The 26222-nt window shown below is 64.7% G+C and carries 38 protein-coding genes; 36 read left to right on the top strand and 2 right to left on the bottom strand.

Translation table 11 applies throughout. From position 1 onward, the window contains the following. Positions 1-27 precede the first annotated feature (27 nt). Positions 28-1221 carry an elongation factor Tu gene (tuf, locus tag JW030_RS02960; protein ID WP_188045753.1) on the top strand — a complete coding sequence of 398 codons (1194 nt, stop codon included), beginning with the start codon at positions 28-30 and terminating at the stop codon, positions 1219-1221. A gap of 101 nt (positions 1222-1322) precedes the next feature. On the opposite strand, the gene JW030_RS02965 is transcribed toward tuf, so the two are convergent. Then, complete coding sequence (locus JW030_RS02965; protein WP_188045752.1) at positions 1323-1559, bottom strand: antitoxin; 237 nt, start codon at positions 1557-1559, stop codon at positions 1323-1325. Between the two features lie 164 nt (positions 1560-1723). On the opposite strand from JW030_RS02965, the gene JW030_RS02970 reads away from it, so the two are divergent. The 31 genes from JW030_RS02970 to rplQ all read left to right on the top strand — a co-directional run bounded on the left by JW030_RS02970 (position 1724) and on the right by rplQ (position 20419). Continuing rightward, entirely contained in the window at positions 1724-3562 is a 1839-nt protein-coding gene (locus tag JW030_RS02970) for a nucleoside-diphosphate sugar epimerase/dehydratase (protein WP_188045751.1), read from the top strand. Beyond that, entirely contained in the window at positions 3559-4587 is a 1029-nt protein-coding gene (locus JW030_RS02975) for a UDP-phosphate alpha-N-acetyl-D-fucosaminephosphotransferase (protein ID WP_241095528.1), read from the top strand. Before JW030_RS02970 ends, JW030_RS02975 begins: the two co-directional genes overlap by 4 nt. Positions 4588-4932: 345 nt before the next feature. Beyond that, positions 4933-5241, top strand: a complete 309-nt coding sequence (rpsJ, locus tag JW030_RS02980; RefSeq protein WP_010156393.1) for a 30S ribosomal protein S10 — start codon at positions 4933-4935, stop codon at positions 5239-5241. An 11-nt stretch (positions 5242-5252) separates the two neighbouring features. Next, positions 5253-5909: a 50S ribosomal protein L3 gene (gene rplC, locus JW030_RS02985; RefSeq protein ID WP_188045750.1), complete on the top strand. Its 657-nt coding sequence runs from the start codon at positions 5253-5255 to the stop codon at positions 5907-5909. Between the two features lie 3 nt (positions 5910-5912). Continuing rightward, on the top strand, positions 5913-6566 hold the full coding sequence (gene rplD / locus JW030_RS02990) for a 50S ribosomal protein L4 (protein ID WP_188045749.1): 654 nt from the start codon (positions 5913-5915) through the stop codon (positions 6564-6566). Beyond that, on the top strand, positions 6566-6865 hold the full coding sequence (rplW, locus tag JW030_RS02995) for a 50S ribosomal protein L23 (RefSeq protein WP_188045748.1): 300 nt from the start codon (positions 6566-6568) through the stop codon (positions 6863-6865). Before rplD ends, rplW begins: the two co-directional genes overlap by 1 nt. Positions 6866-6887: 22 nt before the next feature. Next, on the top strand, positions 6888-7724 hold the full coding sequence (gene rplB / locus JW030_RS03000) for a 50S ribosomal protein L2 (protein WP_188045747.1): 837 nt from the start codon (positions 6888-6890) through the stop codon (positions 7722-7724). A gap of 13 nt (positions 7725-7737) precedes the next feature. Then, entirely contained in the window at positions 7738-8019 is a 282-nt protein-coding gene (gene rpsS, locus JW030_RS03005; protein WP_188045746.1) for a 30S ribosomal protein S19, read from the top strand. Positions 8020-8045: 26 nt separating this feature from the next. After that, complete coding sequence (rplV, locus tag JW030_RS03010) at positions 8046-8429, top strand: 50S ribosomal protein L22 (RefSeq protein ID WP_188045745.1); 384 nt, start codon at positions 8046-8048, stop codon at positions 8427-8429. Then, entirely contained in the window at positions 8430-9194 is a 765-nt protein-coding gene (rpsC, locus tag JW030_RS03015) for a 30S ribosomal protein S3 (protein WP_188045744.1), read from the top strand. It abuts the gene before it with no gap. A gap of 2 nt (positions 9195-9196) precedes the next feature. Continuing rightward, a complete protein-coding gene (gene rplP / locus JW030_RS03020; RefSeq protein WP_188045743.1) occupies positions 9197-9616 on the top strand; it encodes a 50S ribosomal protein L16 in 420 nt (139 codons plus the stop codon). Beyond that, complete coding sequence (gene rpmC / locus JW030_RS03025; protein ID WP_188045742.1) at positions 9616-9912, top strand: 50S ribosomal protein L29; 297 nt, start codon at positions 9616-9618, stop codon at positions 9910-9912. Before rplP ends, rpmC begins: the two co-directional genes overlap by 1 nt. A gap of 2 nt (positions 9913-9914) precedes the next feature. Continuing rightward, positions 9915-10208 carry a 30S ribosomal protein S17 gene (rpsQ, locus tag JW030_RS03030; RefSeq protein ID WP_188045741.1) on the top strand — a complete coding sequence of 98 codons (294 nt, stop codon included), beginning with the start codon at positions 9915-9917 and terminating at the stop codon, positions 10206-10208. 33 nt (positions 10209-10241) lie between these two features. Further along, a complete protein-coding gene (gene rplN / locus JW030_RS03035) occupies positions 10242-10610 on the top strand; it encodes a 50S ribosomal protein L14 (RefSeq protein ID WP_188045740.1) in 369 nt (122 codons plus the stop codon). 2 nt (positions 10611-10612) lie between these two features. After that, positions 10613-10975: a 50S ribosomal protein L24 gene (gene rplX, locus JW030_RS03040; protein WP_188045739.1), complete on the top strand. Its 363-nt coding sequence runs from the start codon at positions 10613-10615 to the stop codon at positions 10973-10975. Beyond that, positions 10975-11544, top strand: a complete 570-nt coding sequence (rplE, locus tag JW030_RS03045; RefSeq protein ID WP_188045738.1) for a 50S ribosomal protein L5 — start codon at positions 10975-10977, stop codon at positions 11542-11544. The genes rplX and rplE overlap by 1 nt, the downstream gene beginning before the upstream one ends. 104 nt (positions 11545-11648) lie before the next feature. After that, complete coding sequence (gene rpsH, locus JW030_RS03050; protein WP_188045737.1) at positions 11649-12047, top strand: 30S ribosomal protein S8; 399 nt, start codon at positions 11649-11651, stop codon at positions 12045-12047. A 6-nt stretch (positions 12048-12053) separates the two neighbouring features. Then, positions 12054-12590: a 50S ribosomal protein L6 gene (gene rplF, locus JW030_RS03055; protein WP_188045736.1), complete on the top strand. Its 537-nt coding sequence runs from the start codon at positions 12054-12056 to the stop codon at positions 12588-12590. 2 nt (positions 12591-12592) lie between these two features. After that, entirely contained in the window at positions 12593-12967 is a 375-nt protein-coding gene (gene rplR, locus JW030_RS03060) for a 50S ribosomal protein L18 (protein ID WP_188045735.1), read from the top strand. Next, entirely contained in the window at positions 12964-13686 is a 723-nt protein-coding gene (rpsE, locus tag JW030_RS03065; protein ID WP_188045734.1) for a 30S ribosomal protein S5, read from the top strand. The genes rplR and rpsE overlap by 4 nt, the downstream gene beginning before the upstream one ends. After that, on the top strand, positions 13686-13871 hold the full coding sequence (rpmD, locus tag JW030_RS03070; RefSeq protein WP_188045733.1) for a 50S ribosomal protein L30: 186 nt from the start codon (positions 13686-13688) through the stop codon (positions 13869-13871). The genes rpsE and rpmD overlap by 1 nt, the downstream gene beginning before the upstream one ends. Next, on the top strand, positions 13871-14344 hold the full coding sequence (rplO, locus tag JW030_RS03075; RefSeq protein ID WP_188045732.1) for a 50S ribosomal protein L15: 474 nt from the start codon (positions 13871-13873) through the stop codon (positions 14342-14344). Before rpmD ends, rplO begins: the two co-directional genes overlap by 1 nt. A gap of 165 nt (positions 14345-14509) precedes the next feature. Beyond that, positions 14510-15829 carry a preprotein translocase subunit SecY gene (gene secY / locus JW030_RS03080; protein ID WP_188045731.1) on the top strand — a complete coding sequence of 440 codons (1320 nt, stop codon included), beginning with the start codon at positions 14510-14512 and terminating at the stop codon, positions 15827-15829. After that, on the top strand, positions 15829-16422 hold the full coding sequence (locus JW030_RS03085) for an adenylate kinase (RefSeq protein ID WP_188045730.1): 594 nt from the start codon (positions 15829-15831) through the stop codon (positions 16420-16422). The genes secY and JW030_RS03085 overlap by 1 nt, the downstream gene beginning before the upstream one ends. Positions 16423-16438: 16 nt before the next feature. Continuing rightward, entirely contained in the window at positions 16439-17266 is an 828-nt protein-coding gene (gene map / locus JW030_RS03090) for a type I methionyl aminopeptidase (RefSeq protein ID WP_370567031.1), read from the top strand. Between the two features lie 127 nt (positions 17267-17393). After that, positions 17394-17615: a translation initiation factor IF-1 gene (gene infA, locus JW030_RS03095; RefSeq protein ID WP_188045728.1), complete on the top strand. Its 222-nt coding sequence runs from the start codon at positions 17394-17396 to the stop codon at positions 17613-17615. Between the two features lie 71 nt (positions 17616-17686). Then, positions 17687-17800 carry a 50S ribosomal protein L36 gene (gene rpmJ / locus JW030_RS03100; RefSeq protein ID WP_009199219.1) on the top strand — a complete coding sequence of 38 codons (114 nt, stop codon included), beginning with the start codon at positions 17687-17689 and terminating at the stop codon, positions 17798-17800. 162 nt (positions 17801-17962) lie between these two features. Beyond that, the gene (rpsM, locus tag JW030_RS03105; protein WP_188045727.1) at positions 17963-18334 is read left to right on the top strand and encodes a 30S ribosomal protein S13; all 372 of its coding nucleotides are present in this window, start codon (positions 17963-17965) and stop codon (positions 18332-18334) included. Between the two features lie 51 nt (positions 18335-18385). Continuing rightward, complete coding sequence (gene rpsK / locus JW030_RS03110) at positions 18386-18784, top strand: 30S ribosomal protein S11 (RefSeq protein WP_188045726.1); 399 nt, start codon at positions 18386-18388, stop codon at positions 18782-18784. Between the two features lie 118 nt (positions 18785-18902). Next, positions 18903-19892, top strand: a complete 990-nt coding sequence (locus tag JW030_RS03115; RefSeq protein ID WP_188045725.1) for a DNA-directed RNA polymerase subunit alpha — start codon at positions 18903-18905, stop codon at positions 19890-19892. 50 nt (positions 19893-19942) lie between these two features. Continuing rightward, a complete protein-coding gene (gene rplQ, locus JW030_RS03120) occupies positions 19943-20419 on the top strand; it encodes a 50S ribosomal protein L17 (RefSeq protein ID WP_188045724.1) in 477 nt (158 codons plus the stop codon). Positions 20420-20563: 144 nt separating this feature from the next. Here the strand turns inward: rplQ and JW030_RS03125 are convergent, their stop codons facing one another. Next, on the bottom strand, positions 20564-22471 hold the full coding sequence (locus JW030_RS03125; protein ID WP_241095529.1) for an acyltransferase family protein: 1908 nt from the start codon (positions 22469-22471) through the stop codon (positions 20564-20566). A 97-nt stretch (positions 22472-22568) separates the two neighbouring features. On the opposite strand from JW030_RS03125, the gene truA reads away from it, so the two are divergent. From truA to glmM, 4 genes are all read left to right on the top strand, one after another. Then, on the top strand, positions 22569-23588 hold the full coding sequence (gene truA / locus JW030_RS03130; protein ID WP_371813517.1) for a tRNA pseudouridine(38-40) synthase TruA: 1020 nt from the start codon (positions 22569-22571) through the stop codon (positions 23586-23588). A 197-nt stretch (positions 23589-23785) separates the two neighbouring features. After that, positions 23786-24232, top strand: a complete 447-nt coding sequence (rplM, locus tag JW030_RS03135) for a 50S ribosomal protein L13 (RefSeq protein ID WP_188045722.1) — start codon at positions 23786-23788, stop codon at positions 24230-24232. A gap of 42 nt (positions 24233-24274) precedes the next feature. Then, positions 24275-24757 carry a 30S ribosomal protein S9 gene (gene rpsI / locus JW030_RS03140; protein WP_188045721.1) on the top strand — a complete coding sequence of 161 codons (483 nt, stop codon included), beginning with the start codon at positions 24275-24277 and terminating at the stop codon, positions 24755-24757. A 22-nt stretch (positions 24758-24779) separates the two neighbouring features. Then, on the top strand, positions 24780-26129 hold the full coding sequence (gene glmM / locus JW030_RS03145) for a phosphoglucosamine mutase (protein ID WP_188045720.1): 1350 nt from the start codon (positions 24780-24782) through the stop codon (positions 26127-26129). The last annotated feature ends 93 nt before the right edge of the window (positions 26130-26222 follow it).

Genomic DNA, 26222 nt, shown 5'->3' on the forward strand with positions numbered 1-26222 from the left:
GCACTCGATGTCCTGAGGAGGACCACAGTGGCGAAGGCCAAGTTCGAGCGGAACAAGCCGCACGTAAACATCGGAACGATCGGTCACGTTGACCACGGTAAGACGACCCTTACCGCGGCCATCTCGAAGGTGCTTGCTGACAAGTTCCCGTCGGCCACCAACGTGCAGCGCGATTTCGCTACCATCGACTCCGCTCCCGAGGAGCGCCAGCGTGGTATCACGATCAACATCTCGCACGTCGAGTACGAGACCCCGACCCGTCACTACGCTCACGTTGATGCACCCGGCCACGCCGACTACATCAAGAACATGATCACCGGTGCGGCTCAGATGGACGGCGCGATCCTCGTGGTTGCTGCTACCGACGGCCCCATGGCACAGACCCGCGAGCACGTGCTGCTCGCGAAGCAGGTTGGCGTTCCCTACCTGCTCGTTGCGCTGAACAAGTGCGACATGGTTGAGGACGAGGAGATCCTGGAGCTCGTTGAGCTCGAGGTTCGCGAGCTGCTCTCGAGCCAGGGCTTCCCCGGCGACGACGCTCCCGTTGTCCGCGTCTCGGGCTACCAGGCGCTGCAGGGCGAAGAGAAGTGGGTTAACGCCATTCTCGAGCTCATGGAGGCTGTTGACACGGCTATCCCGACCCCCGAGCGTGACAAGGACAAGCCGTTCCTCATGCCCGTCGAGGACGTCTTCACGATCACCGGTCGTGGCACGGTTGTGACGGGTCGCGCCGAGCGCGGTACCCTCGCGATCAACTCCGAGGTCGAGATTGTTGGCCTCAAGCCGACCGTCAAGACCACGGTCACCGGTATCGAGATGTTCCACAAGCAGCTCGACGAGGCGTGGGCTGGCGAGAACTGTGGCCTCCTGCTCCGCGGCACCAAGCGTGAAGACGTTGAGCGCGGCCAGGTCATCGTGAAGCCGGGCTCGATCACTCCCCACACGGAGTTCGAGGGCACCGCTTACATCCTTTCCAAGGAAGAGGGCGGCCGACACAACCCGTTCTTCACGAACTACCGCCCGCAGTTCTACTTCCGCACCACGGACGTGACCGGCGTCATCACCCTCCCCGAGGGCAAGGACATGGTCATGCCTGGCGACACCACCGACATGTCGGTCGTGCTGATTCAGCCGATCGCTATGGAAGAGGGCCTCGGCTTCGCTATCCGTGAGGGTGGCCGCACCGTCGGCGCCGGCACGGTGACGGCGATCACCAAGTAGTCGCTTTTCGCGAGTAAACAACAACGCCCCGGAGCCATGTGCTCCGGGGCGTTGTTGTTGTTGTGTGACGTGGTCGCAGCGTCGCGACGACGCGCGGGGGACTATTCGTTTCCGACGGCCCCATCGATGTTCTTGCGGACATCCTCTGCCTGATCGGCGAACTTGTCGCCGGTGATCTTATTGAAGAGACCGGTGGCGCCATCGAGCACCTTGTCGCTGAGGCCCTCGGCCTGCTCGCTCTTGAGCGCCGCTTCGATCTTTTCCTTGTTCTGGCCGATGACGTCGCCGACCTGCTTCGCAGCCTGCTCCGCCTTTGCGCCGAGATCTTCAATACCCATAGTGTTTCCTCCTCATAAGAGTGCCGCGTGCTCGCCACGGACGTTGCGGGCGATCGCCCACTCCCCATCCTGCCGCGCGGACAGTTCTCCGTCGAGAGGGAATCTGATTCGCCCGGCGACGGCCCGCCCTGAGCATGTGCACTCGGCGGCAGCGGTATCCTCGAATGGTGGAATCCCTGGAACTGCCCCGCCCGCTCGGCCGAGACACCCGAAGCTCTGGCGAGCGTTTCACGCATTTCATTCGCCAGTTTGGGCTGCTGTTCGTCTGCGACGTCCTTGCCTGGGCGGTGGCGATCGTGGCAGCGCTGCTGCTCCGCTTTGATTTTTCGCTCACCCTCGTCCACTGGGGGTGGACCGCTGCGCTGATCGGCGCGACTGCCCTGCTCCAGCTCGTGGCAGGCTGGGGCTTCTGGCTCTATCGTTCGCGCTACCAGACCGGGAGCTTCGACGAGGTTCGGGCCCTCTTCTTCAGTACCGTCGCGGTGAGCGCGTTCGCCTGGGTGTTTGCCTTCTGGGTCGGCTATGGCAACGGCATTCCCCGCAGCACGATGGTCATCGCAGGTCCGATCGCTTTCAGCCTGATGGGGATTTTGCGCTACCTCATTCGGTTGGCCGACGAGCAGCGCATGAAGCCCGGCGCCGAGGCAGAGCGGGTCCTGATTTATGGCGCCGGCTATGTCGGTTCCGCAACGGTGCGTCGCATGCTCACTGACGCGGTGGCGGGGAGCCTCCCCGTGGGGTTTCTCGACGACGATGTGGCGAAGCGTAACCTCGAGGTGCGCGGAGTGCGTGTACTCGGCGGCCTGGACGACCTTGCGGAGGTCGCGCGCCAGACATCGGCGAGTGCCGTGCTGGTCTGCATCGGGTACGCGGACTCCTCGCTTCTGCGCCGGGTCAACGACGCCGCAGCGCGCGCCGGCCTGCGGGTCATGGTGCTGCCCCCACTCGAGCGGCTCCTCCAGGGCAAGGACGCGATTAGCGATCTGCGGGATCTCTCCATCGAGGACCTCATCGGCCGCCACCCCGTGCGCCTCGAGATGTCCTCGATCGCCGAGTACCTCCAGGATCGGGTCGTCCTCGTCACCGGCGCCGGGGGCTCGATCGGCTCGGAGCTGTGTCGCCAGCTCAGCCGTTTTGCCCCCAAGGAGCTGATCCTGCTCGATCGCGACGAGACCGCCCTGCAGGGAGCGCAGCTCTCCATCAGCGGCCACGGGCTCCTCGATACCCGCGATGTGGTTCTCGCGGATATTCGTGACGAGGAGGCGCTGCGGCGGATCTTTGCCGAGCGCCGCCCCGAGGTGGTGTTCCACGCGGCCGCGCTGAAGCACCTGCCAATGCTTGAGCAATACCCGGACGAGGCGTGGAAGACCAACGTGCTCGGCACGCTCAACGTTCTCCGCGCGGCCCAGTCGGTCGGTGTCGGCACCTTCGTGAACATCTCGACCGACAAGGCGGCGAACCCGACGAGCGTGCTCGGGCACTCGAAGCGGGTCGCTGAGAAGCTCACGGCCTGGATGGCCGAGGAGAGCGGGATGCGTTACCTCTCGGTACGTTTCGGAAACGTGATCGGGAGCCGCGGCTCGATGCTGCCGACGTTCCAGCAGCTCATCGAGGCGGGCGGGCCGGTCACGGTCACCCACCCCGACGTGACCCGCTACTTCATGACCATCCCCGAGGCCTGCCAGCTCGTGATTCAGGCGGGCGGGATCGGCCGTCCGGGGGAGGTCCTCATCCTGGACATGGGTGAGCCCGTGCGCATTCTCGATGTCGCCGAGCAGATGATCGCGCAGTCGGGGAAGCCGATTGAGATCGTCTTCACGGGATTGCGTCACGGCGAGAAGCTGCACGAGGAGCTCGTGGCGGCGGGGGAGGGCGACGAACGGCCCTTCCATCCGAAGATCTCGCACGCCCATGTGTCGACCATCTCGCCGGATCGCGTCGACCACGACGGCTGGATCGCTCGCCTCAACCTGACCTCCGAGGCGGAAGGGCGCGCGCAGTGAGCGGAGCCAGCGCCGCTGCGGTCGCCGCACTGGCCGGCGCAGCCACGCTCCTCCTCAGCCTCGGGCTGCCGCCGCTGCTCAGGCCGCTGCTTGAGCGCCTGGGCATCATGGATGTGCCGAACGAACGTTCCTCCCACGCGCGCCCTGTGCTGCGCGGTATGGGACTCGCCGTCCTGATCGCTCTGGTGGCCGGCGGGGGACTCGGCGCCTGGGGCCTTTCCGCGAGCGGGCAGCCCGGCACCGCGGTCCTGCTGGTCGCCGTACTCGCTGGCCTCGCCTCGGGCCTCACCGGGCTGGCTGAGGACCTGCGCGGCCTCAGCGTGCCAGTGCGGAGTGCACTGCAGATCGGGATCGCCCTCGCCTCGAGCATTGCGATCGTCGCGCTGACCGGGATGTCCTGGTGGCTCGTGATCTACGCAGTACTGTTCGTGTCGAGCTACATCAACGTGGCGAACTTCATGGATGGCCTGAATGGCATCAGCGGATTCCACGGGGTCGTCGCGGGGCTGACCTTCGCCGCCGCGGGATGGCTCGGGGGCTATGCCTGGCTGGTCGTCGCGGGGCTCGTGCTGGCCGCTGGGTTCGCCGGGTTCCTGCCCTGGAACCTGTTCGGTCGCGGCGCGTTCCTCGGTGACGTTGGCAGCTACCTGCTCGGCGGCGCGACGGCGGTGACGAGCATGGCGGCCTTCGCGGCGGGCGTGCCGATCCTCGCATCGATCGGCCCCATGATCCTGTACTTCGGTGACGTCGGGACCACGCTCGTGCGCCGCACCCGCGAGGGGAAGAAGTGGGACGAGCCCCACAAGGAGCACGTGTATCAGCGGATCCAGCAGCTCGGATACTCCCACCTCGCCGCCTCCGGCATGACCGCCGGCCTCTCCGCGGTCGCCTCGGTGCTCGGGCTCATTTCGTTCTTCGTGGCCCCGATCTGGTGGCTCGCGCTCACCGCAGCGGGCCTGGCGGTTCTGGCGCTGTATCTCGCGCTTCCGAGCATCCTCCCGGCGCGACACGCCCGGGTTGCGTAAATGCCCCCTGCTGTGACAGAATGGGTGAGTTCAGTACTTCTTGCCTTCGGGTAGGGATCACTGCCAGGTTTGTGCATAGTCAACCGGAAGAGCGGCGTATCGCTGCGGAACGGGTTTGGCTAGGCCGCGGGTAGCGAACAACTTCCCAATCATTCGATCGGTCGCGCGTTTCGGCGCCGGCCGAATTCGTCTGTGTGGGGAGTTCGCGCCTTTGTGCGCGATTGACAGGTGAACAGCGAAGCCGCATCAAGATCCTCGGAACGAGATGTTAGAGCGCTACGTACGCAAGACGTCCAATGCGCGGGCCAACAGCCCGAGTAAGACGCAAGAGAAAGAGAGAGTCACATGGCGGGACAGAAGATCCGCATTCGACTGAAGTCGTATGACCACGAGGTCATCGATTCCTCGGCTCGCAAGATCGTTGACACGGTAACCCGCGCGGGTGCCACTGTCATCGGCCCCGTGCCGCTGCCGACTGAGAAGAACGTGATCGCAGTGATCCGTTCGCCTCACAAGTACAAGGACAGTCGCGAACACTTCGAGAAGCGCACGCACAAGCGCCTCATCGACATCGTCGATCCGACCCCGAAGGCCGTCGATTCGCTCATGCGTCTCGACCTGCCGGCGGATGTCAACATCGAGATCAAGCTGTAAAGGGGAGGATCATGACGAACGTAAATAACACCGTCAAGGGCCTCCTTGGCACCAAGCTGGGCATGACTCAGGTCTGGGATGAGAACGGCAAGCTGGTCCCCGTGACCGTTGTTGAGATCAACCCCAACGTGGTCACCCAGATCCGCACCCCCGAGCTCGATGGCTACAACGCCATTCAGATCGCTGCAGGCGACATTGACCCCCGTAAGGTCAACCAGCCCGCGACCGCTCACTTCGCGAAGGCCGGCGTCACGCCGCGCCGCCACCTCGCAGAGGTGCGCACCGCGAACGCAGGCGAGTACGCGCTCGGCCAGGAGCTCACCATCGGTGAGACCTTCGAAGCCGGCCAGCTGGTCGACGTCGTTGGCACCTCGAAGGGCAAGGGCTTCGCTGGCGTTATGAAGCGCCACAACTTCAGTGGCGTCGGCGCATCGCACGGTGCACACCGCAACCACCGCAAGCCCGGCTCGATCGGCGCCTCGGCTACGCCGGGCCGCGTGTTCAAGGGTCACAAGATGGCTGGCCGCATGGGTGGCGAGCGCGTGACCGTGCAGAACCTCACGGTTCACGCGGTTGACATCGAGAAGGGTGTCGTCCTGATCAAGGGCGCCGTCCCCGGTGCACGTGGTCGCCTTGTATTCGTTCGCAACGCAGTGAAGGGGGCGTAGTTCATGGCTACCGCTACCACGCTCGACGTCCTGAGCGCGAAGGGTAAGAAGGTCGGCACTGTCGATCTGCCCGAGTCGATCTTCGGCGTCGAAGCTAACGTTCCGCTGATCCACCAGGTTGTTGTCGCGCAGCTCGCTGCCGCACGCCAGGGGACGCACAAGACCAAGAACCGTGGCGAAGTGTCCGGTTCGGGTGTCAAGCCGTTCAAGCAGAAGGGCACCGGCCGCGCTCGTCAGGGTTCGGTACGTGCACCTGAGCACCGCGGCGGCGGCGTCGTCCACGGCCCCAAGCCGCGTGACTACTCGCAGCGCACCCCCAAGAAGATGATCGCTGCTGCTCTTCGCGGCGTGCTCTCGGACCGCGCACGCGGTTCGCGGATCCACGTCCTTGAGTCGTTCGGTCTCGACAACAAGCCCAGCACCAAGGCTGCCCGCGAGGTCATCGCCCTGGTTGCTCCTGGCAAGCGTGTACTCGTGGTCATGGACCGCGCTGATGCGTTGACCGAGCCCAGTGCTCGCAACCTTGAGAACGTGCACCTGTTGTTCCAGGATCAGCTCAACGCGTACGACGTTGTCGTCAGCGATGACATCGTTTTCACCAAGGCCGCCTTTGACGATTTCGTCGCCGCGCGCGCCGTCAAGGAGGTCTCGAAGTAATGAGCCTGAACAAGAACCCGCACGACGTCGTCATCGCGCCGGTCGTTTCGGAGAAGAGCTATGCGCTCATCGACGGCAACGGACAGTACACCTTTGAGGTGCACCCGGACTCGAACAAGACCGAGATCAAGCTCGCAATCGAGCAGATCTTCAACGTGAAGATCGACAAGATCAACACGCTGAACCGCAAGGGCAAGACGCGCCGCACCAAGTTCGGCCAGGGCAAGCGCAAGGACACCAAGCGTGCCATTGTGACCCTGAAGTCGGGCTCCATCGACATCTTCACGGCCGCGCTGTAGAAGGGGCGAAGAGGAACTAGATATGGCTATTCGCAAATACAAGCCGACTACCCCGGGTCGTCGTGGCGCGAGCGTCTCTGACTTTGCAGAGATCACGCGTTCGACCCCCGAGAAGTCGCTGCTCCGCCCCCTGCACAAGACCGGTGGCCGTAACAGCTCCGGTCGGATCACGACCCGTCACATCGGTGGTGGCCACAAGCGCCAGTACCGTGTCATCGACTTCCGTCGCCATGACAAGGACGGCGTGAACGCCAAGGTTGCGCACATTGAGTACGATCCGAACCGTACGGCTCGCATCGCACTGCTGCACTACTTGGACGGCACCAAGCGTTACATCATCGCGCCGAACAAGCTGAGCCAGGGCGACATCGTCGAGAGCGGTCCCGCTGCCGACATCAAGCCCGGCAACAACCTGCCGCTGAAGAACATCCCTACGGGTACCGTCATTCACGCGATCGAGCTGAAGCCGGGCGGGGGCGCCAAGATGGCGCGTTCCGCTGGTGCCTCGGTTCGCCTCGTGGCGAAGGATGGCCCCTACGCGCAGCTGCGTCTCCCCTCGGGCGAGATCCGCAACGTCGACGTGCGCTGCCGCGCAACCGTCGGCGAGGTCGGCAACGCCGAGCAGTCGAACATCAACTGGGGTAAGGCCGGCCGTATGCGGTGGAAGGGCGTTCGCCCGACTGTCCGTGGTGTCGTCATGAACCCGGTTGATCACCCGCACGGTGGTGGCGAAGGCCGCACCTCGGGCGGCCGTCACCCGGTCAGCCCGTGGGGTCAGAAGGAAGGGCGCACGCGCCGTCCGAACAAGGAAAGCGACAAGCTCATCGTGCGTCGCCGCACCGTTGGCAAGAAGCGCTAGGTAGGGAGAGAATATGCCTCGCAGTCTCAAAAAGGGCCCCTTCGTCGATAACCACCTGCTCAGCAAGGTTGTTACGCAGAACGAAGCTGGTACCAAGAACGTCATCAAGACCTGGTCGCGCCGCTCGATGATCGTGCCGTCCATGCTCGGACACACGATCGCGGTTCACGATGGGCGCAAGCACATCCCCGTGTTCGTCACCGAGACGATGGTTGGTCACAAGTTGGGCGAATTCGCTCCGACTCGTACCTTCCGCGGTCACGTGAAGGACGACAAGAAGGGCCGTCGCCGCTAACGCGGTGGCGTGAAGGAGGAATAAGAATGGTGGAGTCGACCGCACGTTTGCGTCATATCCGCATCACCCCCATGAAGGCCCGTCGCGTTGTGAACCTCGTACGTGGAAAGCAGGCCGAAGAGGCCCTCGCAATCCTGAAGTTCGCGCCGCAGGCCGCTGCCGAGCCCGTGTTCAAGCTCGTTGCTTCGGCAATGGCGAACGCACGTGTCAAGGCCGATAAGGAAAACCTTCGTCTCAACGAAGAGGAGCTCTATGTAGCTACCGCTTTCGTCGACGAGGGTGCAACCCTGAAGCGCTTCCGCCCCCGGGCACAGGGTCGCGCATTCAAGATCATGAAGCGCACGAGCCACATCACGATCGTCCTCAAGACGGCCGATGAGCTCGAGGCAGTCAAGAAGGGAGCCAAATAAATGGGCCAGAAGATTCACCCGTATGGCTTCCGCCTCGGGATCACCACTGATCACGTATCGCGTTGGTTCTCGGATTCGCAGAAGCCGGGACAGCGTTACGCGGATTACCTCGCAGAGGACATCCGTATCCGTGAGTACCTGACCAAGTCGCTTGACCGCGCAGGCGTTTCGCGTGTCGAGATCGAGCGCACTCGTGACCGCGTCCGCGTGGACATCCACTCGGCTCGTCCGGGCATCGTCATCGGTCGCCGCGGCGCCGAGGCGGAGCGCATTCGTGCCGACCTCGAGAAGCTCTCGGGCAAGCAGATCCAGCTGAACATCCTCGAGGTCAAGAACCCCGAGGCCGACGCTCAGCTCGTCGCACAGGGCATTGCCGAGCAGCTCGCTGCTCGCGTGGCGTTCCGTCGTGCGATGCGCAAGGGTCTCCAGGGCGCGCAGCGCGCTGGCGCCAAGGGCATCCGGATCCAGGTCTCGGGTCGCCTCGGCGGCGCCGAGATGAGCCGTTCAGAGTTCTACCGCGAGGGTCGCGTGCCCCTGCACACGCTCCGCGCGAACATCGACTACGGCTTCTACGAGGCCAAGACGACGTTCGGCCGTATCGGCGTGAAGGTCTGGATCTACAAGGGCGACATGACGAACAAGGAGCTCGCTCGCGAGCAGGCTTCGCAGAAGTCGTCGTCGCGCGGCCGTGATGACCGTCGTCGCGCTCCCCGTGAGGGTCGCGCTCCCGAGGCTGCGGCTGCCGCAGCAGGATCGGAGAAGTAAGCATGCTGATTCCCCGTCGAGTCAAGTACCGCAAGCAGCACCACCCGAAGCGTTCGGGCCACGCAACCGGCGGCACCAAGGTGTCGTTCGGTGAGTTTGGTATCCAGGCGCTCACCCCCGCGTATGTTACCAACCGTCAGATCGAGTCCGCTCGTATCGCGATGACGCGTCACATCAAGCGCGGTGGCAAGGTGTGGATCAACATCTACCCTGACCGTCCTCTCACGAAGAAGCCCGCCGAAACCCGCATGGGTTCCGGTAAGGGTTCACCCGAGTGGTGGGTGGCAAATGTCAAGCCGGGTCGCGTCCTCTTCGAGGTCGCGGGCGTCGACGAGGAGCTTGCGCGTGAGGCATTGACTCGCGCAATTCACAAGCTCCCGCTGAAGGCCCGGATTATCAAGCGTGAGGAGGGCGACGCGTAATGGCGATCGGTACCAAGGAACTTGCCATCACCGAACTCGACACGTTCGAGGATGAGCGCCTCGTAGAGGAGCTCAAGAAGTCGAAGGCAGAGCTGTTCAACCTGCGCTTCCAGTCGGCCACCGGCCAGCTGGAAAGCCATGGCCGTGTGAGCCACGTAAAGCGTGACATCGCTCGCATCTACACCGTGATCCGTGAGCGCGAGCTCGGGATTCGGGCAACGCCCGCTCCGACTCCGGTCAAGACGGCGAAGAAGAGCAAGAAGGCGGACGATTCCGCCGAGACGAAGGAGGCCTAACCATGGCTAAGGTCGAGGAACAGGCCGGCCAGGAGTCGGCTGAGGCACGCGCGGATCGCAAGACCCGCCGTGGCTACGTCGTCAGCGACAAGATGGATAAGACCATCGTCGTTGAGGTTGAGGACCGCGTGAAGCACCCTCTCTACGGCAAGGTGATTCGTCGCTCGTCGAAGATCAAGGCACACGATGAAGAGAACACCGCCGGCATCGGCGACATGGTCCTCATCGCGGAGACCCGCCCGTTGAGCGCCACCAAGCACTGGCGCCTCGTCGAGATCCTCGAGAAGGCGAAGTAAGCCTCGCGGCTTACTTGGAATAAGGAGTAGCAAGTGATTCAGCAGGAATCCCGACTTAAGGTGGCCGATAACACGGGCGCCAAGGAGTTGCTCACCATTCGCGTTCTCGGTGGCTCAGGCCGTCGGTACGCGAGCCTTGGGGATACCATCGTGGCGACTGTCAAGGACGCCATCCCCGGTGGCAACGTGAAGAAGGGCGATGTCGTCAAGGCGGTCATCGTTCGTACCAAGAAGCAGGTCCGTCGCGTTGACGGCTCGTACATCAAGTTCGACGAGAACGCTGCCGTGATCCTGAAGACTGACGGGGAGCCTCGCGGCACCCGCATCTTCGGTCCGGTTGGCCGTGAGCTTCGTGACAAGAAGTTCATGAAGATCGTCTCGCTCGCGCCGGAGGTTATTTAATCATGGCGAAAAGGATCAAGAAGGGTGACCTCGTAGAGGTCATCTCGGGCGCTACGCAGGAGCGTGGCGGCGACCGGGGCAAGCAGGGTCGCGTTCTCGCGATCAACACTGAGACCGAGCGCATCATCGTTGAGGGCGTCAACTACGTCACCAAGCACGCGAAGGTCGGCCAGTCGGCTGGCGGCACGAAGGAGGGTGGCATCCAGACGATGGAGGCCCCCATCCACGTGTCGAACGTCGCACTCGTTGATCCCTCGACCAAGAAGCCGACTCGCGTTGGCTTCCGCGTCGAGGAGATCGAGAAGGACGGTAAGAAGAAGACCGTCCGCGTCCGTTACGCGAAGACGTCTGGGAAGGACCTCTGATGACTGAACAGGCTGTCAAGGCTCAGCCCCGGCTGAAGCAGAAGTACCAGAGCGAGATCGTTCCCGCCCTCCGCGAGGAGTTCGGGTTCGGCAACATCCACCAGGTTCCCGGCCTCGTCAAGATCGTCGTGAACACGGGTGTGGGTGAAGCAGCTCGCGATGGCAAGGTCATCGACGGTGCAATCGCCGACCTGACCAAGATCACGGGCCAGAAGCCCATGGTCACCAAGGCACGCAAGTCCATCGCGCAGTTCAAGCTTCGCGAGGGTCAGCTGATTGGTGCGCACGTTACGCTGCGCGGCGATCGTGCCTGGGAGTTCATGGATCGTCTGGTTTCGCTCGCACTGCCCCGCATCCGCGATTTCCGCGGTCTGTCGGCCAAGCAGTTCGACGGAAACGGCAACTACACCTTCGGTATTCAGGAGCAGAGTGTGTTCCACGAGATCGATCAGGATAAGATCGATCGGGTGCGTGGGTTCGACATCACTGTCGTGACCACCGCAAAGACCGATGATGAGGGTCGCGCGCTGCTCAAGGCGCTCGGCTTCCCGTTCCGGGTAGACAACTAAATAGTCCATGCGAGGTGGGCGCCCGTTTCGGGCGCCCACCCGTGTACACCCAGGTCGCCAGCCCTGACCGGCTCGGCGAAACCAGGCGAGAAAGTAGAGTCATTATGACGATGACAGATCCGGTAGCAGACCTGCTCACCAGACTGCGCAATGCAAACTCGGCTCACCATGAAACGGTGGCCATGCCCGGCTCCAAGCTCAAGCTCCGCATCGCGGACATGCTGAAGCGCGAGGGCTACATTGCTGACTGGAGCGTCGAAGACGCTCGCGTTGGCACCACGCTGACCCTGTCGCTGAAGTACGGCCCGAACCGCGAGCGCTCCATTGTGGGCATCAAGCGCGTTTCGAAGCCCGGCCTTCGCGTGTACGCACGTTCGACCGAAATCCCCACCGTTCTCGGTGGCCTCGGCGTAGCGATCCTGTCCACCTCCTCGGGGCTTCTCACCGACCGCGAGGCCGAGCAGAAGGGCGTTGGCGGGGAAGTCCTCGCCTACGTGTGGTAATCCCAGATGTCACGTATCGGTAAGCTTCCCATCTCCGTTCCCGGAGGGGTAAATGTCTCGATCGACGGTCAGTCGGTCACCGTGAAGGGCCCGAAGGGCGAGCTCAAGCTCGTCATCGCAGAGCCCATTCGCGTCTCGCTCGAAGAGGGCCAGGTGCTCGTCACCCGTCCCGACGATGAGCGCGACTCGCGGGCGCTGCACGGCCTCTCCCGCACCCTCATCAACAACAACATCATCGGTGTGACCGAAGGCTACTCAAAGGGCCTCGAAGTTGTCGGCACCGGTTACCGCGTGGTCGCAAAGGGCACGGGCCTCGAGCTCGCCCTCGGCTTCTCGCACCCCGTGCTCGTTGATGCTCCTGAGGGCATCTCGTTCGAGCTCGAGGGCAACACCAAGATCACCGTTCGCGGTATCGACAAGCAGGCGGTCGGCGAGACCGCTGCGAATATTCGCAAGCTGAAGAAGCCGGAGCCCTACAAGGGCAAGGGCATCCGCTACGCAGGCGAGATCGTTCGCCGCAAGGCTGGAAAGGCTGGTAAGTAACCATGGCCGCATCGATTACTCGGGCAAAGGGCCGCGCAGCGGCTCGTATCCGTCGTCACGTCCGCCTTCGCAAGAAGGTCGTCGGCACGGAGCTTCGTCCGCGCCTCGTCGTGACTCGTTCCTCGCGTCACGTCTTCGTGCAGGTTGTCGACGACGCAGTGGGTCGTACCCTCGCGTCGGCGTCGACCATGGAAGCCGATCTTCGCTCGTTTGAGGGCGACAAGTCCGCAAAGGCACGCCGTGTTGGCGTGCTCGTCGCGGAGCGCGCAAAGAGCGCCGGCATCGAGAGCGTTGTGTTCGACCGTGGCGGTAGCAAGTACGCCGGTCGCGTCGCAGCGGTCGCCGATGGCGCTCGAGAGGCAGGTTTGAGCCTGTGAGCAACGAGACGAAGGAGCAGGCAGTGACTGCAGAGACCCAGGCCGCGGAGGCCGCACCGGCCGCCGAGGCTGCGCAGGCCCCCGCTCAGGACCACCGCAACGAGCCCCGCGAGGCGCGTCGTGGAAGCCGCGACCGCGGCACCCGCAACGAGCGCGGCGGACGCGATCGCAACGAGAGCCAGTTCCTCGAGCGCGTCGTGACCATCAACCGCGTGTCGAAGGTCGTCAAGGGCGGCCGTCGCTTCAGCTTCACCGCGCTCGTCGTGGTGGGCGATGGCAACGGCATGGTCGGCGTCGGCTACGGCAAGGCCAAGGAGGTGCCGCTCGCAATTGCGAAGGGTGTCGAAGAGGCGAAGAAGAACTTCTTCCGCGTCCCCCGCGTTGGCAGCACCATTCCTCACCCCGTACAGGGCGAGGCAGCTGCTGGCGTCGTGCTGCTGCGTCCCGCAGCTGCCGGTACCGGTGTTATCGCGGGTGGCCCGGTTCGCGCCGTCCTCGAGTGCGCTGGCATTCACGACGTGCTGAGCAAGTCGCTCGGTTCGTCGAACACTCTGAACATCGTGCACGCGACCGTCGAGGCGCTGCAGCAGCTCGAGGAGCCCCGCTCCGTCGCAGCTCGCCGCGGCCTTCCGTTCGACCGCGTTGCTCCGGCACGCCTGGTGCGCGCAGAGGCAACGGCTATGGCGGAAGCTGCAGCTAAGGCAAAGGCAGGTGCGTAATGGCTAAGAGCCTGAAGGTTACGCAGATCAAGTCCGTTATCAGCGAGAAGCAGAACCAGCGGGACACGCTGCGCAGCCTCGGCCTGAAGCGGATCGGCGATTCCGTTGTCCGCGAGGACACCCAGGCCAACCGCGGCTACGTCCGCACGGTTGCGCACCTGGTCGAGGTTGAGGAGATCAACTGATGAGCGAGAAGAAGGAAGAGGCCGTGGAGGCACGCGAGCAGGTGCTCAAGGCGCACCACCTGCGTCCCGCCCCGGGCTCGAAGAAGGCCAAGACCCGTGTGGGTCGCGGTGAAGGCTCGAAGGGTAAGACGGCTGGCCGTGGTACCAAGGGCCAGAAGGCGCGTTACCAGGTCAAGGCTGGTTTCGAGGGTGGGCAGATGCCTCTGCACATGCGCACCCCGAAGCTGCGCGGGTTCAAGAACCCGTTCCGTACCGAGTACCAGGTTGTGAACCTCGCGAAGCTGGCGGAGCTCTACCCCAAGGGTGGAGACGTCACGAGCGCGGATCTCGTTGCCAAGGGTGCGGTTCGCAAGAACCAGCCGGTCAAGGTGCTCGGCGATGGCGACATCGCAGTGGCACTGACCGTTCAGGTTGACAAGGTCTCGAGCTCGGCTGAGCAGAAGATCGTCGCCGCTGGCGGTTCGGTTAAGTAGCACTCAACCATTACGCGGGGGACGGTTCCGACTGCGGCATTTGTGCCGTAACGTCGGGGCCGGCCCCCGTTGATGTTTCGCCACACCCTGCTTAGGCGTGTAGGCTCAATTTTTGGCCCGTGTCTGCAGACGGGGCCTTTGACGACACCCCTCAGGAGGCAGCTTTTGTTCAGCGCCATTGGACGGATCTTGAAGACGCCCGATCTTCGTACCAAGATCCTGTTCACGCTCGCGATCATCGCGATCTTCCGCCTCGGCTCATTTGTGCCGGCGCCGTTTGTGAACTTCAACAATGTCCAGGTCTGCCTCGCCTCTAACCAGGGGACAAGCGGGCTGTACGACATGATCAACCTCTTTAGCGGCGGAGCCCTCCTGCAGCTGTCGATCTTCGCGCTCGGCATCATGCCGTACATTACGGCGTCGATCATCACCCAGCTGCTGCGCGTCGTTATCCCTCACTTTGAAACGCTGCACAAGGAGGGCCAGGCCGGTCAGGCCAAGCTCACCCAGTACACGCGTTACCTCACGATCGCGCTCGCGATCCTGCAGTCCACGACGCTGGTCACTGTCGCCCGCTCGGGAATGCTGTTCGGTTCGTCCGGCTCCGTCGCCTGCCAGAACCTGATCTCGCAGGAGTGGTGGGCCATCGTGATGATCATCATCACCATGACCGCTGGCACCGGCCTGATCATGTGGCTCGGCGAGCTCATCACCGAGCGTGGCGTGGGCAACGGAATGTCGCTGCTGATCTTCACGTCGATCGCTGCCACCTTCCCCGGCGCACTCTGGGCCATCAAGGACGCAAAGGGCTGGAACGTCTTCTTCGTCGTGCTGGCGGTGGGCCTCTTGGTCGTCGCGGCCGTCGTGTTCGTCGAGCAGTCACAGCGCCGGATCCCGGTGCAGTACGCCAAGCGCGTCGTCGGGCGTCGGACGTACGGTGGAAACAACACCTACATCCCGATCAAGGTCAACATGGCCGGCGTGATCCCCGTGATCTTCGCCTCGTCGATCCTGTACCTGCCGATGTTGGTGGCGCAGTTCAACCAGCCCGGAATCGGCGAGGAGCCGAAGCCCTGGGTCGTCTGGGTCTCGAACAACCTGGTGCAGGGTGATCAGCCCATCTACATGGCCATCTTCTTCCTCCTGGTGATCGCGTTCACGTTCTTCTACGTGCAGATCACCTTCAACCCTGAAGAAGTCGCGGACAACATGAAGAAGTACGGCGGCTTCGTGCCCGGCATTCGTGCCGGTCGCCCGACCGCGGAGTACCTCAGCTACGTGTTGAACCGCGTCACCTCCGCTGGTTCGCTCTACCTCGGCGTGATCGCGCTCATCCCGCTGATTGCCCTGTCGTTCTTTGGCGCGAACCAGAACTTCCCGTTTGGCGGTGCATCGATCCTCATCATCGTGGGTGTCGGCCTCGAGACGGTGAAGCAGATTGATGCTCAGCTGCAGCAGCGGCACTACGAAGGACTGCTCAAATAATGACCCACCCCGCACCCGCACGCCTGTTGATTGTCGGCCCCCCTGGGGCCGGCAAGGGCACCCAAGCCGGACGGATCGCCGACCGCTACCAGGTCCCCGCGATTTCCACGGGAGATATCTTCCGCGCGAACATCAAGGGACAGACCGAGCTCGGTCAGCGCATTCAGGAGATCATCGAATCCGGTGAGCTCGTCCCCGACGCCCTGACCAACGAGATCGTCGCCGACCGCCTTGCGCAGGATGACGCTGCCGAGGGATTCCTGCTGGACGGGTATCCTCGCACGGTCGACCAGGTCCACGCGCTCGACGCCGTACTCGCCGAAAAGGGCGCGGCGCTTGACGCTGTCGTCCTGCTTGAGGCCGACACCGACGCCGTCGTGGCTCGCCTCTTGAATCGCGCGCTCGTTGAGGGTCGCGCGGACGACACTGAGGACGTGATTCGCCACCGCCAGGAGGTGTACGCGGCTCAGACCGCCCCGCTCATCGCGCTATTCGACGGCCGCGGGATCCTGGTCTCGGTCGATGGACTGGGCGAGATCGACGAGGTTGCCGAACGCATCGCCACTGCGCTCGATCTGAAGCTGGGCCGATAGCACGATGGCTCGGAACATGTTCCGTCGTTCGATCTACAAGACGCCGGCGCAGCTTCGCCTGATGCGTGAGCCGGGGCTTGCAACCGCGGCGGCCCTGGAAGCCACCCGTGGCGCCCTGAGGGCCGGTATCACCCCGCTGGAGCTCGACGCACTTGCCGAGGCCGCGATCCGCGACCGTGGCGGTCGCCCGAACTTCATGATGGAGCCGGGCTACCGGCACACCATCTGCGCGAACGTCAATGCGCACGTGGTGCACGCGATCCCCACCGATCGGCCGCTGCGCCCCGGCGACATCGTCGCGATTGACGCGGGGGCAGAGATCGGCGGCTGGCACGGTGACTCCGCATACACCGTGGTGGTACCGGACCCGGCCGACCCGAAGAAGACTGCCGAGCTGCAGGAACTCAGCCGCGTGACCGAACAGGCCATGTGGCACGGCATCGCGCAGCTGGCGCGCGCCACGCACCTCAATGAGGTGGGCGATGCGATCGCCAAGTACGTCCACTCCGAGAGCAACTACGGCATCCTCGAGGACTACATTGGCCACGGCATTGGCCGGAGCATGCACGAAGACCCCCCGGTCTTCAACTACCCCGTGCGCGGCAAGGGTCCCGAGGTTCGCCCGGGTCTTGTCGTCGCGATCGAGCCGATCATCGCCGCGGGCGGCATTGACACCTTCACCGAAGACGACGGCTGGACTGTCACGATGGAGGACGGCGGCGCGAGCGCCCAGTGGGAGCACACTGTCGCCGTACACGAGAACGGCATTTGGGTGCTCACCGCATCCGATGGGGGAGCGGCTGGACTCGCGCCCCTCGGCATTACGCCGACGCCGATCCCGTAATTCGCGACACGCCCGGCTAGACAGCTGAGCATATCCGGACTACGATAGTCCCTTGGTGCGTTATGCCGATTTTTCGGCGTTGCATCACGCAAGACCAGTATTCAACTACTCAAGCGATAGTGAGGCTATGGCCAAGAAAGACGGCGTCATCGAGATCGAGGGCCAGGTTGTCGAGGCTCTGCCCAACGCGATGTTCCGCGTTGAGCTGACCAACGGACACAAGGTTCTCGCACACATCTCGGGAAAGATGCGTCAGCACTACATTCGGATCCTCCCTGCGGATCGCGTGATTGTAGAGCTGACCCCGTACGATCTGACCCGCGGTCGGATTGTCTACCGCTACAAGTAGGCCGAACGCTGGAAAGTAACGGCTCGCAGCATCCTGCGAGTACGAGGACAGCGAAGTATTAAGGAACTCCCATGAAGGTCAAGCCCAGCGTCAAGAAGATCTGCGACAAGTGCAAGGTCATCCGCCGCCACGGACGCGTCATGGTGATCTGCGAGAACCCCCGCCACAAGCAGCGCCAGGGCTAGCCCCGAGCGCCGCGGTCGCGTGGGTCATCCCAAAGATCGCAAATTGAACAACTGAAACAGCGCATCGAAGAACCCGCAGCCTCGGCTGTGGGGGACACCTCGGGTTGGAGGCCCGAACCCCCGATGCGCACCACACCTCCATAACCCATGAGGAGAGCCACAATGGCACGTCTCGCCGGAGTAGACATTCCCCGCGAAAAGCGCGTGGAGATCGCACTCACGTACATCTATGGCGTCGGCCGCACCAGCGCGCTGAAGACGCTTGCGGAGACCCAGATCGATGGGAACATCCGTGTGAAGGACCTCACCGACGAACAGCTCGTTGCGCTTCGCGATCACATCGAAGGCAACTTCAAGGTTGAAGGTGACCTGCGCCGCGAGGTGGCAGCGGACATCCGCCGCAAGGTCGAGGTCGGCAGCTACCAGGGCATTCGCCACCGCAAGGGGCTGCCCGTGCACGGTCAGCGCACGAAGACGAACGCACGCACCCGCAAGGGCCCGAAGCGTACCGTCGCCGGCAAGAAGAAGAAGTAGTCGCCGGCTCGGCTCTGACCTAACACGTAGAAATCTTTCAGGAGAAAACACATGGCTGCACCCAAGTCGGCTGCTCGCAAGCCGCGCAAAAAGGATAAGAAGAACATCGTCGTGGGCCAGGCCCACATTAAGTCGACGTTCAACAACACGATCGTGTCGATCACGGACCCCACGGGCGCCGTCATCACCTCGTCTTCGTCGGGCAACGTCGGGTTCAAGGGCTCTCGCAAGTCCACCCCGTTCGCTGCTCAGCTCGCTGCCGAGTCGGCTGCGCGTCAGGCGCAGGAGCACGGTATGAAGAAGGTTGACGTCTTCGTCAAGGGACCCGGATCCGGTCGCGAGACCGCGATCCGTTCGTTGCAGGCAGCGGGCCTCGAGGTCGGTTCCATCACCGACGTCACCCCGCAGACGCACAACGGCTGCCGCCCGCCCAAGCGTCGCCGCGTCTAACGAGCACGAGCGAGTAATCGGTGTGCGGGGCTTCCCGCCTCGCACACCGATCCATCTTCGAACCCATCCCGATCACGCATGAGTCATATAGCGGACTCGCAGCGAAAGGACATCAACCTTGCTCATTGCACAGCGCCCCACTCTGACTGAAGAGTCACTCTCTGAGAACCGCTCGCGCTTCATCATCGAGCCCCTCGAGCCCGGCTTCGGCTACACGCTCGGCAACTCGCTGCGTCGCACGCTGCTCTCGTCGATTCCCGGCGCAGCAGTCACCAGCGTTCGCTTCGAGGGCGTCTCGCACGAGTTCACCACGATCCCCGGCGTGACCGAGGACGTTACCGAGATCATCCTGAACATCAAGGGTCTCGTTGTCTCGAGCGAGCACGACGAGCCCATCACCGCCTACCTGCGCAAGACCGGCGCAGGCGAGGTGACCGCCGCTGACATCTCGGCTCCGGCCGGTGTCGAGGTGCACAACCCTGAGCTCGTCATCGCGACGCTCAGCGACAAGGCTCAGTTCGAGCTGGAACTGACCATCGAGCGTGGCCGCGGCTACGTTTCGGCGGCGCAGAACCGGAACGACGAGGCCGAGGTAGGCCGCATCCCGGTCGACTCGATCTACTCGCCCGTACTGAAGGTCACCTACCGCGTCGAGGCAACTCGTGCCGGTGAGCGCACCGACTTCGACCGCCTCGTGGTCGACGTTGAGTCGAAGCCCGCGATCACGCCCCGCGATGCAATCGCGTCGGCTGGTTCGACCCTGGTCGAGCTGTTCGGTCTCGCTCGCGAGCTGAACACGGCCGCCGAGGGTGTCGAGATCGGGCCCGCGCCCGTGGACGCCGTCGTAGATGGTGAGCTGTCGATTCCGATCGAGGATCTCGATCTGTCGGTCCGTAGCTACAACTGCCTCAAGCGCGAGGGCATCAACACCGTGAGCGAGCTCGTTGCGCTCTCGGAGGCCCAGCTGATGAACATCCGCAACTTCGGCCAGAAGTCGGTGTTCGAGGTTCGCGACAAGCTGACCGAAATGGGTCTGTCGCTCAAGGACGCCGTTCCCGGATTCGACGGGGCTCAGTTCTACAGCTACGAAGACGACAACAACAACTAGGGAACCGTCGGCTTCCGGCCTTCTCGAACCTCAATCCACTGGAGTATTAAATGCCTAAGCCCACTAAGGGTGCACGCCTCGGAGGCGGCCCCGCTCACGAGCGTCTGATGCTGAACAACCTCGCATCGCAGCTCTTCACGCACAAGAAGATTCAGACCACGGAGACCAAGGCCAAGCGCCTGCAGCCTGTCGCCGAGCACCTGATCACCTTCGCGAAGCGTGGCGATCTGCACTCGCGTCGTCGCGTCCTGCGCCAGGTCACCGACCAGGGCGTGGTGCACGAGCTCTTCACCGAGATCGCGCCCCTCGTTGCTGATCGTCCGGGTGGCTACACCCGCATCATCAAGACCGGCTTCCGCAAGGGCGATCGCGCCCCCATGGCAGTCATCGAGCTCGTTCTCGAGCCCGTGACCCCCAAGGTCAAGGCAAAGAAGGCGGCCCCCAAGGCTGCTGCTGAGCCCAAGGCTGCCGAGCCGGTTGCCGAGGAGGCCGCTGTCGAGGCTCCCGCCGAGGCTGCTGCCGAGTAACTCTCGGACTCACGAACGCCCCGCACCCCTTTGGGGGAGCGGGGCGTTCTGCGTTGTCGGTGAGGCCGGTGAGGCCATCGCCGGGCACTGGTGACAGCGTCGAGCGCGCGCGGTCGACGCAGGGGCAGCAGGCGAGCGGCCGAACTACCGGCGGGGTCCGCCGAAGCCGACGCTTTCGCTCGGCGTGTGCAGGCGCGCGAGGGCCTCCTCGATGGCCGAGGCATAGAGCTCGCCGCCCGACGGCTCGGGGTGGATCCCGTCGCCGGCCAGCATCTCCGGGTGGGGGGTGATCGCGGTGTCCCATTCGGCGAGGACGACCCCGCGGTGGGCGGCCGCGTACTGCGCGAGCAGCGCATTCACCCCCGGAATCCAATCGCGGTCGGCGTGCGCGCTCACGAGCACAAGCGGGCGTGGGCCAGCGGCCGCGCGGAGCGCATCGAGATCGGCCTCGTCGATCGGCCCGTTCGTGCCGAGTCCGACCACGAGGGCGTATCGGAGGCTGCCGCTGGCGAGCTGATCCTGGGCCAGGCCCACACCGACGGACAGTCCGCGTGAGACCTCGGCATCAATGCTGATCCCGGGGAACCGGGCGGCGAGCTCAGGGCTGCTCGCGAGCATGACCGAGTCGCCGATTGCGGTCAACTGCGCGCCAGTGGGCAGCAGCGGTCCGCTCTCAGGCGCGCTCGTCTTCGGGGCTTGCTCGGCGGCCTCTTGCTCGGCGGCCTCGAGGAGCACGCGGCCTCGCTCGATCGCGGCCTCCGCGGACGTGGTCTGTGGGGCCGTGACCACCGCGGCGATCGTCGCCGGGACGGTGATCGCGAGAACGGTGACGAATGAGAGCGCGATGACGCGCGCTCGCCGATCGCCTCGGCCGAGCTGCCCGAGCCTGCGGAGGGATCGCATGAGCCCGAGTCGGCGGACGGGCTGCTCGACATACCGATACGAGAGTTGGGACAGCACCAGCGTCAGCGCCAACACGCACAGGCCGGTGGTGAGCCAGCCGGTACCGGAGGACGCCCACTTTCCGAAGACGGCCTGCGCGAGCAGGAGCAGCGGCCAATGCCAAAGGTAGATGCCGTACGAGCGTTCGCCGACCCACCGCAGCGGGCGCGCGTCGAGGTGCGGCGCGAGCCCCATGCCCGGGCGTGTGACCGCCCCGATGACCGCGAGGGCCGCGAGCGTCGCCAGCTGGATCCCGCCGCGGAAGCTCTCGGGGCTGCCCTCGCGTAGCGTGAGCGCAAGCGCCCCCAGGACGATGAGGCCTGCTGCTGCGGTAACCCAGAGCGGCCACTGGCGTGCCGGGCGCTCTGCCGCGGTCCCCTCGCGGGCGCCCCGGTGCAGTACGCAGGCGAGCGCGGCGCCGAGGAGGAGGCCAAAGCTGTGCGTATCGGAACCGAAGTACAGGCGGGACGGTTCAGCGCCGGCGAATGATCCCGCCGCCATCAGGACGGCGGAGGTCAGCCCGAGCGCTGCGAAGAGCACGGGGCGCCCGATCCTGCCGGCGCGACCGGGCAGGCGCACGAGCGCGAGCGCGAGTAAGGGGAGGACGAGGTAGAACTGTTCCTCGATGCCGAGGGACCAGGTGTTCCGGAAGAGCTCTGGCGCGTCCTTCGCGAAGTAGTCGGAGCCGGCCGCAATCGAGGTCCAGTTGCTCATAAATAAGGCGGCGCCGGCGATCTGGCGGCCGATGCCCACAAGGACGTCGCCACCCACCACGAGCGCTGCCGTCGACACGGTTGCGATCACGAGCCCGAGGGCTGGCAGCAGGCGGCGGGCTCGACGGCGCCAGAAGTCCGCCAACCGGATCCTGCCCGACGCGGACCACTCGCTCAGCAGGAGCGAGGTGATGAGGAAGCCGCTGATCGCAAAGAAGACGTCGACGCCCAGGAAGCCGCCGGGTAGGAGGCCGGGGAAGAGGTGATAGACCAGCACGAGACCGACCGCAATCGCGCGCAGCCCGTCGAGGCCCCGGTACCGTGCCCGTACCATGGGAGCTTGGGTCGCCTTCGGAATCGCCGGTTCGGCGTGACCGGTGGCGGTTCCGAGTGACATGGGGGTGGCTGTGCTCCTGAGCTGGGGGACCCATCGAGTGTAGGCCAGAATGGTCGACACTCCCTGGCAGAGCAGTCGAACGGACGAAGGGATATCGGTGGTGTACGAGACGAGCGAGTCCTCGGCGCAGAACGAATTGGCGCGGGGGAATCTTGCGCGCCGGCCCGAGCGCAGCGCGGACCTCGTGCGGCTTCGCCTCGACATCGCGTACGACGGCACCGACTTCTTCGGGTGGGCGATGCAGCCCGGCCTCCGCACGGTGCAGGGCGAGCTCGAGCGTGCCCTCGGAGTGCTGCTGCGCTCGCCGGACAAGCGCGTCGCGGTCACCGTCGGCGGGCGCACCGACACCGGTGTCCACGCGCGTGGCCAGGTCGCGCACATTGACGTGACGCCCCAGCAGTTGGCGCGCTGGGCAGGACAGATCACCGACGCCGGCCTGCTCCCGACGCTGCGGGCCCGCCGCATCAACGGGATTATCAAGCGCACCGCTCCTGACCTGGTCGTGCACGAGGTCACCGAGGTTCCCGACGGCTTCGAAGCGCGGTACTCGGCGATCAAGCGACGCTACGAGTACCGTCTCCGCGGTCTCGGCGTGCGCCGCGACCCGCTGAGCCGCGCCACCACCGCCGACGTGCCGCACGAGCTCGACTTCGCCGAGATGCAGCGGGCAGCCTCCTCGCTGGTCGGGCTGCGGGATTTCACGAGTTTCTGTAAGGCGCGCGAGGGCGCTACCGCGGTGCGCAACCTCCTCGAGTTCAGTTGGCGCGAGGACCCCGACGGGGTATTCGTCGCCCGCATCGAGGCCGACGCGTTCTGCCACTCCATGGTGCGCTCGCTCGTCGGGGCGGTGGTTTCGGTCGGCACCGGCAGGATCGACGTGGCCGAGCTTGACCGGCTGCTCGAGGCGCGGGAACGTCCGAACCGCTTCGCCGTCATGCCGCCGCACGGGCTCAGCCTCGAGGAAATTACGTACCCGCCGCACCACGAGGTCGCCGATCGCGCCGCCCTCACGCGTGCGAGGCGAGCGGCGATCCCGCCCCAGGCCCCCGCCGAGCTGCGCGAGATTGCCGTGGCCGGAGAGCTGCGCGAGGGCTGCGGCCCGGATCCTGCGGAGTAGGCTGCCGGTACGGCAGGGGCGCGCGCTCGGGTGACACGCCCACCCTGTGATAAGATTTCTCTTTGGCGCTCGGCGTTGTACGTCGGCACCCGAAGTTGAGCCCTCCACCGACTCGGTTTTTCGCGGCATCTGCCCGGCAAACCGGCAACGGAGCGGGATTCACGGACACCTCCATTTCGATAGAAAGCAGCACGACAGTGACTCGCACTTATTCCCCGAAGGCAGCCGAGCAGAAGCACGACTGGCTCATCATTGACGCCACCGACGTAGTGCTCGGCCGTCTCGCTTCGCAGGTTGCAATCCTCCTGCGCGGCAAGCACAAGACCACCTTCGCCCCCCACATGGACATGGGCGATTACGTTGTCATCATCAACGCTGACAAGGTCGTTCTCACGAACAACAAGGCCGAGACCAAGCGCGCGTACCGCCACTCGGGCTACCCGGGCGGCCTCCGTTCGGTGAGCTACACCGAGCTGCTCGGCAAGAACCCGGAGCGCGCCGTTGAGATGGCGATCCGCGGCATGCTGCCGAAGAACTCGCTTGGTCGCGATCAGATCAAGAAGCTGAAGGTCTACGCAGGCCCGAACCACCCCCACACGGCTCAGCAGCCGGCGACCTTCACCCTCGGACAGGTCGCGCAGTAGTTCGCGCACCCGATCAGACTTCAGAGAAAAAGGATTCACAACGTGACCAACGCAGACCAGACTGTCGCTCCTGAGAGCTACACCACCGAGACCCCGGCCGCTGAGGCAGCGGCAGCGGCTCCCCGCCCCGCGCTGACCGTTCCCGGTGCAGCTGTGGGCCGTCGCAAGCAGGCTATTGCCCGCGTGCGCCTCATCCCCGGCGCCGGCACCATGACGGTGAACGGCCGCGAGCTGGCTGAGTACTTCCCGAACAAGCTGCACCAGCAGCTCATCACGGACCCCTTCACCGTGCTCGAGCTCGGTGGCGCGTACGACGTCATCGCGAAGATCACCGGTGGTGGCCCCTCGGGTCAGGCCGGCGCGCTTCGCCTCGCGATCGCTCGTGCCCTCAACGAGATCGACGAAGAGCACAACCGCGCGACCCTGAAGAAGGCCGGCTTCCTGAGCCGTGACGCTCGCGTCAAGGAGCGCAAGAAGGCTGGTCTCAAGAAGGCCCGCAAGGCGCCTCAGTACTCGAAGCGCTAAACAGGCGTTCGGAGAGACTGCCGTGGCGCGGTTGTTCGGCACCGACGGGGTTCGGGGCTTGGCTGGGGTCGATGTGACCGCAGAACTTGCCCTGAACCTCGCCCAGGCGGCGGCACTGGTTTTGGGACGCGATGCGCGTTCCGAGAGCCGGCGCCCCACCGCAGTGGTGGCTCGGGATCCCCGGGTGTCGGGCGAGTTCATCGCCGCGGCAGTCTCTGCCGGTCTTGCATCGGCCGGCGTGGATGTACGCGATGCAGGGGTCATTCCCACCCCAGCCGCCGCCTACTTGGTGGCGGACACGGGAGCCGACTTTGGCGTGATGGTTTCGGCCTCACACAATCCGGCTCCGGACAACGGGATCAAGTTCTTCGCGGCTGGAGGGCGCAAGCTCGCCGACGACGTTGAGGACCAGATTGAGGCCGCGCTCGCCGGCCCGCTGGTCGGCACGACGGGCCGCCAGGTCGGTCGCATCCGGCGCTTCGCCGATGCCGAGGACCGCTACATTCTGCACCTGCTGAGCACGCTCGCAGGGACCTCCCTTGCAGGGATTCACGTCGTGCTCGACTGCGCCCACGGCGCCGCGGCCGGCATCTCGCCGCAGGTCTTCACCGATGCCGGCGCGAAGCTCTCGGTCATTGGGAACGACCCCGACGGCTTTAACATCAACGACGGCATCGGCTCGACTCACCTTGAGCAGCTCATTGAGCGCGTGCGTTCCGAGGGCGCCGATCTCGGCATTGCCCACGACGGCGACGCGGATCGATGCCTCGCGGTCGACGCCGACGGCAACGTCATCGACGGCGACAAGATCATGGCGATCCTTGCCCTGTCGATGTCGAGCCGGGGCATGCTGGAAAAGAACACGCTCGTCGCGACAGTGATGAGTAATCTCGGGCTGAAGCTCGCGATGGCCGACAACGGCATCGACGTGATCGAGACCGGCGTGGGGGACCGCTACGTCCTCGAGGCCATCAACGAGCACGGGTACTCGCTGGGCGGCGAGCAGTCCGGGCACGTCATCATGAGCGAGTTCGCCACGACCGGCGACGGGATCCTGACCGGTCTGCACCTGGCCGCCGAGATCGCGCGCACCGGCCGCACGCTCGCGGACCTGGCCTCGTGCATGACGGTGTACCCGCAGGTGCTCGTGAATGTACGCGGCGTCGATCGCACGCGGGTCGCCGAGGACGAGGTGCTGGCTCAGGCCGTCGCGCAGGTCGAGCGCGACCTGGGCGGCAATGGGCGCGTCTTGCTGCGCCCGTCGGGCACCGAGCCGGTGGTACGCGTGATGGTCGAGGCCGCCGAGGTGGCCCAGGCGCAGCAGCTCGCTGATTCCCTGGCCGCGGTGGTCGCGGAGCGCCTCGCCGTCTAGCTGACGCGCCGCTTTTTGTGCCCGGCGAGCGAACCAAGACAGGAATTCTCTGCTGCACTCGGAGCAAACATGTTCGTGCACTAGATTTGATAG

This window comes from Leucobacter sp. CX169, assembly GCF_017161405.1.
Classification (GTDB): Bacteria; Actinomycetota; Actinomycetes; order Actinomycetales; family Microbacteriaceae; genus Cx-87.

What these genes read in the sequence shown, in the direction of transcription:
- JW030_RS02965 (WP_188045752.1), bottom strand. Translation starts at nt 1,559, where the DNA reads ATGGGTATTGAAGATCTCGGCGCAAAGGCGGAGCAGGCTGCGAAGCAG.
- JW030_RS02970 (WP_188045751.1), top strand. Translation starts at nt 1,724, where the DNA reads ATGGTGGAATCCCTGGAACTGCCCCGCCCGCTCGGCCGAGACACCCGA.
- rpsJ (WP_010156393.1), top strand. Translation starts at nt 4,933, where the DNA reads ATGGCGGGACAGAAGATCCGCATTCGACTGAAGTCGTATGACCACGAG.
- rplC (WP_188045750.1), top strand. Translation starts at nt 5,253, where the DNA reads ATGACGAACGTAAATAACACCGTCAAGGGCCTCCTTGGCACCAAGCTG.
- rplD (WP_188045749.1), top strand. Translation starts at nt 5,913, where the DNA reads ATGGCTACCGCTACCACGCTCGACGTCCTGAGCGCGAAGGGTAAGAAG.
- rplW (WP_188045748.1), top strand. Translation starts at nt 6,566, where the DNA reads ATGAGCCTGAACAAGAACCCGCACGACGTCGTCATCGCGCCGGTCGTT.
- rplB (WP_188045747.1), top strand. Translation starts at nt 6,888, where the DNA reads ATGGCTATTCGCAAATACAAGCCGACTACCCCGGGTCGTCGTGGCGCG.
- rpsS (WP_188045746.1), top strand. Translation starts at nt 7,738, where the DNA reads ATGCCTCGCAGTCTCAAAAAGGGCCCCTTCGTCGATAACCACCTGCTC.
- rplV (WP_188045745.1), top strand. Translation starts at nt 8,046, where the DNA reads ATGGTGGAGTCGACCGCACGTTTGCGTCATATCCGCATCACCCCCATG.
- rpsC (WP_188045744.1), top strand. Translation starts at nt 8,430, where the DNA reads ATGGGCCAGAAGATTCACCCGTATGGCTTCCGCCTCGGGATCACCACT.
- rplP (WP_188045743.1), top strand. Translation starts at nt 9,197, where the DNA reads ATGCTGATTCCCCGTCGAGTCAAGTACCGCAAGCAGCACCACCCGAAG.
- rpmC (WP_188045742.1), top strand. Translation starts at nt 9,616, where the DNA reads ATGGCGATCGGTACCAAGGAACTTGCCATCACCGAACTCGACACGTTC.
- rpsQ (WP_188045741.1), top strand. Translation starts at nt 9,915, where the DNA reads ATGGCTAAGGTCGAGGAACAGGCCGGCCAGGAGTCGGCTGAGGCACGC.
- rplX (WP_188045739.1), top strand. Translation starts at nt 10,613, where the DNA reads ATGGCGAAAAGGATCAAGAAGGGTGACCTCGTAGAGGTCATCTCGGGC.
- rplE (WP_188045738.1), top strand. Translation starts at nt 10,975, where the DNA reads ATGACTGAACAGGCTGTCAAGGCTCAGCCCCGGCTGAAGCAGAAGTAC.
- rpsH (WP_188045737.1), top strand. Translation starts at nt 11,649, where the DNA reads ATGACGATGACAGATCCGGTAGCAGACCTGCTCACCAGACTGCGCAAT.
- rplF (WP_188045736.1), top strand. Translation starts at nt 12,054, where the DNA reads ATGTCACGTATCGGTAAGCTTCCCATCTCCGTTCCCGGAGGGGTAAAT.
- rplR (WP_188045735.1), top strand. Translation starts at nt 12,593, where the DNA reads ATGGCCGCATCGATTACTCGGGCAAAGGGCCGCGCAGCGGCTCGTATC.
- rpmD (WP_188045733.1), top strand. Translation starts at nt 13,686, where the DNA reads ATGGCTAAGAGCCTGAAGGTTACGCAGATCAAGTCCGTTATCAGCGAG.
- rplO (WP_188045732.1), top strand. Translation starts at nt 13,871, where the DNA reads ATGAGCGAGAAGAAGGAAGAGGCCGTGGAGGCACGCGAGCAGGTGCTC.
- JW030_RS03085 (WP_188045730.1), top strand. Translation starts at nt 15,829, where the DNA reads ATGACCCACCCCGCACCCGCACGCCTGTTGATTGTCGGCCCCCCTGGG.
- map (WP_370567031.1), top strand. Translation starts at nt 16,439, where the DNA reads ATGTTCCGTCGTTCGATCTACAAGACGCCGGCGCAGCTTCGCCTGATG.
- infA (WP_188045728.1), top strand. Translation starts at nt 17,394, where the DNA reads ATGGCCAAGAAAGACGGCGTCATCGAGATCGAGGGCCAGGTTGTCGAG.
- rpmJ (WP_009199219.1), top strand. Translation starts at nt 17,687, where the DNA reads ATGAAGGTCAAGCCCAGCGTCAAGAAGATCTGCGACAAGTGCAAGGTC.
- rpsM (WP_188045727.1), top strand. Translation starts at nt 17,963, where the DNA reads ATGGCACGTCTCGCCGGAGTAGACATTCCCCGCGAAAAGCGCGTGGAG.
- rpsK (WP_188045726.1), top strand. Translation starts at nt 18,386, where the DNA reads ATGGCTGCACCCAAGTCGGCTGCTCGCAAGCCGCGCAAAAAGGATAAG.
- rplQ (WP_188045724.1), top strand. Translation starts at nt 19,943, where the DNA reads ATGCCTAAGCCCACTAAGGGTGCACGCCTCGGAGGCGGCCCCGCTCAC.
- JW030_RS03125 (WP_241095529.1), bottom strand. Translation starts at nt 22,471, where the DNA reads ATGTCACTCGGAACCGCCACCGGTCACGCCGAACCGGCGATTCCGAAG.